General features: G+C 51.0%; 6 protein-coding genes. 4 read left to right on the top strand and 2 right to left on the bottom strand.

Annotated elements, in window-relative coordinates; translation table 11 throughout:
* Window positions 1-867, top strand: an 867-nt coding sequence (locus M3223_RS23765; protein ID WP_285891429.1) for an Mrp/NBP35 family ATP-binding protein, incomplete at its 5' end; no start/stop codon positions are given.
* 181 nt (window positions 868-1,048) lie between these two features.
* On the opposite strand, the gene gerD is transcribed toward M3223_RS23765, so the two are convergent.
* A complete protein-coding gene (gene gerD / locus M3223_RS23760) occupies window positions 1,049-1,762 on the bottom strand; it encodes a spore germination lipoprotein GerD (protein ID WP_251566257.1) in 714 nt (237 codons plus the stop codon).
* Window positions 1,763-1,932: 170 nt separating this feature from the next.
* On the opposite strand from gerD, the gene M3223_RS23755 reads away from it, so the two are divergent.
* The gene (locus M3223_RS23755; protein ID WP_251566255.1) at window positions 1,933-2,571 is read left to right on the top strand and encodes a KinB-signaling pathway activation protein; all 639 of its coding nucleotides are present in this window, start codon (window positions 1,933-1,935) and stop codon (window positions 2,569-2,571) included.
* A gap of 18 nt (window positions 2,572-2,589) precedes the next feature.
* On the opposite strand, the gene pdaB is transcribed toward M3223_RS23755, so the two are convergent.
* Window positions 2,590-3,393 (bottom strand): polysaccharide deacetylase family sporulation protein PdaB, encoded by an 804-nt coding sequence (gene pdaB, locus M3223_RS23750; RefSeq protein WP_251566253.1) that lies wholly within the window; start codon window positions 3,391-3,393, stop codon window positions 2,590-2,592.
* 125 nt (window positions 3,394-3,518) lie between these two features.
* Here pdaB and M3223_RS23745 point away from each other — a divergent pair, with 125 nt between their 5' ends.
* A complete protein-coding gene (locus tag M3223_RS23745; RefSeq protein WP_251566251.1) occupies window positions 3,519-4,145 on the top strand; it encodes a stage II sporulation protein M in 627 nt (208 codons plus the stop codon).
* A gap of 82 nt (window positions 4,146-4,227) precedes the next feature.
* On the top strand, window positions 4,228-4,452 hold the full coding sequence (locus M3223_RS23740; RefSeq protein WP_251566250.1) for a hypothetical protein: 225 nt from the start codon (window positions 4,228-4,230) through the stop codon (window positions 4,450-4,452).
* The last annotated feature ends 326 nt before the right edge of the window (window positions 4,453-4,778 follow it).

Raw genomic sequence — 4,778 nt, 5'->3', positions numbered from 1 at the left:
GCCGCAGGCGCAACGCCCGAAGCGGCGGCCCAGCCTGCCGACGCTTCGGGCGCCCCAGGCGCCGCCCCTGTGCAAGGCCACGGGGCGGGCCTGGAGGGCGTGCCGCTGCTCTCCGAGCAGAGCGGCACGGAATTCATCGCCATCGCCAGCGGCAAAGGCGGCGTCGGCAAATCCACCGTCACCGTCAATCTCGCGGTGGCGCTAGCCCGCAGGGGCAAACGCGTCGGCCTCATCGATGCCGACATTTACGGCTTCAGCGTGCCCGATATGATGGGCATCGAGGAGCGGCCGCAAGTTGTTGACGGCCGCATTGAGCCAATCCAGCGCTTTGGCGTCAAAGTCATTTCGATGGGCTTTTTTGTCGAGGACAACAGCCCGATCGTCTGGCGCGGCCCGATGCTGGGGCGGATGCTGCGCAACTTCTTTCAAGAAGTGGAGTGGGGAGAGCTGGACTACCTCCTGCTCGACCTTCCGCCAGGAACAGGCGACATCGCGCTTGACGTGCATCAGATTTTGCCGCAGAGCAAAGAAATCATCGTAACGACACCGCATGCCACCGCCGCTTTTGTCGCAGCGCGTGCAGGCGCTATGGCGCTGCATACGGAGCATGAGATTCTCGGCGTCGTGGAGAACATGGCGTACTATTTAAGCCCGTCCACAGGCGAGAAGGAGTATGTGTTCGGCAAAGGCGGCGGAGCCCGGCTCGCCGAGAATTTGCATACCGATCTGCTGGCGCAAATTCCGCTCGGCGCGCCCGACAACCATGTGTCCGAGCCTGATTTTTCGCCATCGGTATACAAAGCCGAATCCGAAACCGGTCAGCTCTACCTGGAGCTGGCGGACCGTGTTATTGCGAGAACATGGTAAGCCGGAAGCGCTGAGCAATCCGAATTTGCGGACTTTTCAGCGCCCAACTTAACCTAAGTAAAAAGCAGTCCGCAGAAGCTCACAGCTTCCGCAGGACTGCTTTTATTAATCTCTAAACTTTTCCATCTTGCTCACACTTCGACCGTTCTTAAATTACTGCGTCTGCTGACTTCGACCGTTCTTAAGTCGCGGAATCCTCGCTGTTCTCTTCACTGCCGCCTTCCTCGCTCGTCTCGTCGCCGCTGCTTTCTTCTCCTCCGCTTTTTCCTTCCTCTTTGCCGCCGGATTTGGTCGATACCTTTTCCTCCGGTTTAACGCGAAGCTCTTCTTGAACGGCCTTTTTCAGCAGATCCAGAATTTCAACGCGGAAGAGCGGGTTGGACATCGAATCCTGCATAATCGTCATAACCTGTTTGCGGTATTGGCTGCTCATGAGAACTTCAAGGATCATTTTGTCCATTTCCGGCGTTTTCATCGCAGTGACAAGCTCTTTCTGATAGGCAGGGTCCTTCATCAGCTCTTTGTGAATTTCTTTGTTCTGCTTATTGACCGCTTTGGCGAACTCACCTGCGAAGCGGGTGTCGGTCATGAGCGACTTGATTACATTGTCATACTCGGGAGACGTAATTGTTTCGCGTACCGTCATACGGATGCTTTCGGCATCTTGAACGGATAACGCCTTTAACCCGTTTCCGTCTCCGCCGGCAGCGCCCATTTGACTTTCCTGAAGCGCTTTTTGAGCGTCTTCGGTTTTGAGAATATCTATAACCATGGATTTCATGTCTTTATAACTCGTTTGACCGCCCCCGCCCTGTGGCTCGGCTCCGCATCCGGTCAGAAGGATTGCGGTCAGAGCGGTCAGGGATAAGCTGTACAAGGCCTGTTTAAGCTTCATTGCTTGGAGCTCCTTTCCTTCGTATGCCGGATAGTTGGTGAAGACTCCGGCCCGGGATAGGTACAGTATGCTCGAATCGGGGGGCTAATATCAGGCCAAGTCTTAGCTTTTTGTTCCGTTCATGGTAAGATAAAGGGAAGATGGAACATGCTTGGGAGGATGCAGCGCAAATGACGATACGCAAGTGGTTTTTTCTATTCTGGACAACAATGGCAATCGGGGCAGGAGTAACCCTTCTGACCGGATTTGGCATGCAATGGATGGACCAGACGCTTCGCGCCTATGGCTGGTCCGGCGCAGGTTTTAACGCCTTTAACATGGCGCTTGTCGGACTTTTGGTCGGAGCCTTTAGCCAAATGGGATTTTTCGCTTATTTGACGCTTAACTATATAGCGATGAGCGTATTTCGCAAAGCGTATCTCTGGAATGCCCTGCAGGCGTATACAACCATTTTTGCGCTCGGCTTCCTTGGCTACATATTGTACGGCTCTCGCGAGCAGACGGGACCGGTTCTGTTCTGGCTTCTTCCGCTGTTTCTGGCCTTCACCGCTTGGGCGATTGGCTACATCAAATCCCGGATGACCAATAACCGCGCGTTTATTCCGACGATTTTTCTGATGGTCGTAGTCACTTCGATTGAGGCATGGCCAAGCTTTCAGGGAGAAGGCGGGGAGATTAGCTCAAGCGCCGTCTGGTTTATGATTCTCCCGCTAATCGTTTGTAATGCTTATCAAATTTTGATGCTTCATCGTATAACGGCCAGTCTAGACAAAAAAGCCGAGTCCGCGTCAAGCGCGAAAACGGCTTAAGCTTATTCAGCGTAACAACTACATGTCAAAGCTTACGGGCTGCGGCTCTGTCGAAACGCCGTTGTCCCGGACTTCCTTGCCCTTGGCCTCGGTCTGGCTCAGCAATTGGGTAACGCTGACGAATTCATATCCTTGCGCCTTCAGCTGATCGATGATAGCAGGGAGGGCTTGATGAGTTTGTTTGACGGAGTCGCTTGCGTGCAGCAGCACAATATCTCCGGGATGCGCTCTTTTCATGACGCGGTCCACGATATTTTTCGTTCCGATATTCATCCAGTCCTGCGAGTCGGTGTCCCATTGAATGACCTTGTAACCCATGCTTTCCGACATTTGAAGCACCCGTTTATCAAAGTCTCCATTAGGAAGACGGATAAGCTGAGGTGCTTTTCCTGTTGTTTGGGTCAAAATATCATGCGAGGTCCGCAGCTGCGTCTGAATTTCTTCCTCGCTCAGCTTGCTGTAATTATCATGCTTGTTGCCGTGGCTGCCGATTTCCCAGCCGTTGTCCATAATGGCCTTCACCAGCTGGGGATGCGTCTGCGCCCATGGTGCGGACAGGAAAAAGGTCGTATTTTTAATGCCCTTCTCCTTCAAAATCTGCATGATCGGCTCGGCCCGTTTGTCGCCCCAGCTAATGTCGAACGTGAGCGCGATGACCTTTTTATCCGTAGGCACATTATAAATCGCGGCGGGTTGATCATTGGCAAACACCGTAATATGATCCTTCTCCGTGTAAATGACTCCTGCGGCGAACACAACTGCTGCGGCTAAAAAAAAGTACCGCCTTATTTTCCGTCCGTTAAAAACATAAAAGAAATTCATGATGCTCCTTGTCTCCTCTCTTAAAAAAGCTGGGGCATAGCTTGTCGCTCTTCTTGTACAATCTATGACGGACTTGGACGGATATTCATCCGATTGCTATGATTTAGAGGGAGGGAGAGTGACAGATGAGCTCATATTCAAAACAATTTTTTCAGGCAGTAAAAGAAGCCCGGAAGTATGTCTTCGTCTCATTTCTTCTTTTTGCGGCAGGGATCGGACTCGGCATATTCAATGAAAACCTGCATGCGGCGCTGGATGGCCAGCTCGAATCCGTTCGTAAGCTTGCTTCAACAATAGGACAAAGCTCTAATCCTAAGCTGCAGCTTTTCCTGATTATTTTGGTCAACAATGTGTTAAAAGCACTGCTTGTTCTGGGGCTTGGCGTGTTGTTTGCTGTGCTGCCGGCTTTTTTTCTCGTGATGAATGGAGCGGTTTTGGGCTATTTATATGTTCTGCGGGCGGGTGAGACGGGGGCGGCTTCAACGCTCGGCGAGCTGGCAAAAGGGATACTTCCGCATGGGATCATTGAAATTCCGGCCATTGTGCTCGCAGCAGCATTCGGAATGAAGCTGGGCGGTTTTATGTATCGCTGGCTGTTGTTTACTGTTACGGGCAAAAGCAAAAAAGAGTTTATGCGCGGGTGGAAGGAGTTTGCGTTAAGATTGCCTTTGCTTGGCGCAGGAATCACGTTGCTGCTCCTTATTGCGGCCATTATTGAGAGCACTCTGACGCCCTGGATTCTTTCGTTGTAATAAATTTTCCATTATTTGAGCATAACAGTAAGGCTATGTTATGACCCCGCATGCTCCACCATATCGCCTAGGAGGAACGGTTATGCTCGGAATTCTGTTCAACGATAAAGAATGCAAGGAACTTGACTATGTACTGCGCAAGGAACTGGATGAAATGCTGCTTGACCTGGGCGACTCGCGTCTGGATGGGGAGATCAAACAAGCGATTACGAGAAGATACCGCATCGTATTTCGTATGTTTGCCCGGATAGCGCCTCCAAGAGAGCTTTCCCGCTACGCTCTGCGCGTAAATCACAACCAAAGATAAGATTTTAAAAAAAGTTGTTCTAAAGGGTTGACGCTTTGTACAGGCTGTGGTAAATTAATTCTCGCCCCTTCGAAAGGGCTCATAAGTAAACGGTGATGAAACGAAGCGAGATGATTTTTATAAAAAAACATCTTGCAAGTAAATTCAAAGCTGTGATATATTATGAAGGTCGCCGCTTGGAAGAGCGCTGACGAGAAATGAATTTGTTCTTTGAAAACTGAACAACGAGTGAAGCAAGTCAACGTTATAAATGAGCAAGTCGAACAACCCTTTATGGAGAGTTTGATCCTGGCTCAGGACGAACGCTGGCGGCGTGCCTAATACAT

Source organism: Paenibacillus pasadenensis, assembly GCF_023715725.1.
Taxonomy (GTDB): domain Bacteria; phylum Bacillota; class Bacilli; order Paenibacillales; family Paenibacillaceae; genus Paenibacillus_O; species Paenibacillus_O pasadenensis_A.
The sequence above is the reverse complement of the archived record's forward strand: the minus strand, read 5'-3'. Positions and strand labels throughout refer to the sequence as shown.

Coding starts and splice junctions, on each gene's coding strand:
- pdaB (WP_251566253.1), bottom strand. CDS start 3,393: ATGAATTTCTTTTATGTTTTTAACGGACGGAAAATAAGGCGGTACTTT.
- M3223_RS23755 (WP_251566255.1), top strand. CDS start 1,933: ATGACGATACGCAAGTGGTTTTTTCTATTCTGGACAACAATGGCAATC.
- M3223_RS23740 (WP_251566250.1), top strand. CDS start 4,228: ATGCTCGGAATTCTGTTCAACGATAAAGAATGCAAGGAACTTGACTAT.
- M3223_RS23745 (WP_251566251.1), top strand. CDS start 3,519: ATGAGCTCATATTCAAAACAATTTTTTCAGGCAGTAAAAGAAGCCCGG.
- gerD (WP_251566257.1), bottom strand. CDS start 1,762: ATGAAGCTTAAACAGGCCTTGTACAGCTTATCCCTGACCGCTCTGACC.